At 53.6% G+C, this 403-nt stretch carries 1 protein-coding gene; it reads right to left on the reverse strand.

Going from position 1 to position 403, the window contains the following annotated elements; all coding sequences use genetic code 11:
- Nucleotides 1-41 precede the first annotated feature (41 nt).
- Nucleotides 42-403: hypothetical protein (locus P0D80_RS51345; RefSeq protein ID WP_408296677.1), on the reverse strand; the 362-nt coding region annotated here is incomplete at its 5' end.

Consider the following 403-nt stretch of genomic DNA (forward strand, 5'->3'; position numbering starts at 1 on the left):
GTTTTTAGTTACCGATTGCGGTCCGACCTGTACGGACTCGCTTATACGTCTGTAGCCGCAATCGCTAACCAAAAAACCCTCTGCTTAATGGACAGAGCGACTGAATCACCGAAGCTAAAGGCGCACGCAAGTATCGGCGGCGCACAGCGGACGAGAAGCGCCAGATCGCCGAGGAGACGTTTTTTCCAGTGGACGTTCGGCTGGCATAGGTTGCACGCGGTCACGAAGTGAACGCGAATCAGGTGTTCAACTGGCGTAAGCATTGAAAGCTCTTCAACGAGTACCGCCCGTATCGACGAGATAATTGATCTACAGCATTCAGGAGTTGCGAAAGTTGAAGGCAAGTGAACTCGATTGCCCGTTAGGCGCAGGACAGCGCCCAGCATGAGGCGATCGACCAAGT

Source organism: Paraburkholderia sp. RL17-373-BIF-A (genome assembly GCF_046030175.1).
Classification (GTDB): Bacteria; Pseudomonadota; Gammaproteobacteria; order Burkholderiales; family Burkholderiaceae; genus Paraburkholderia.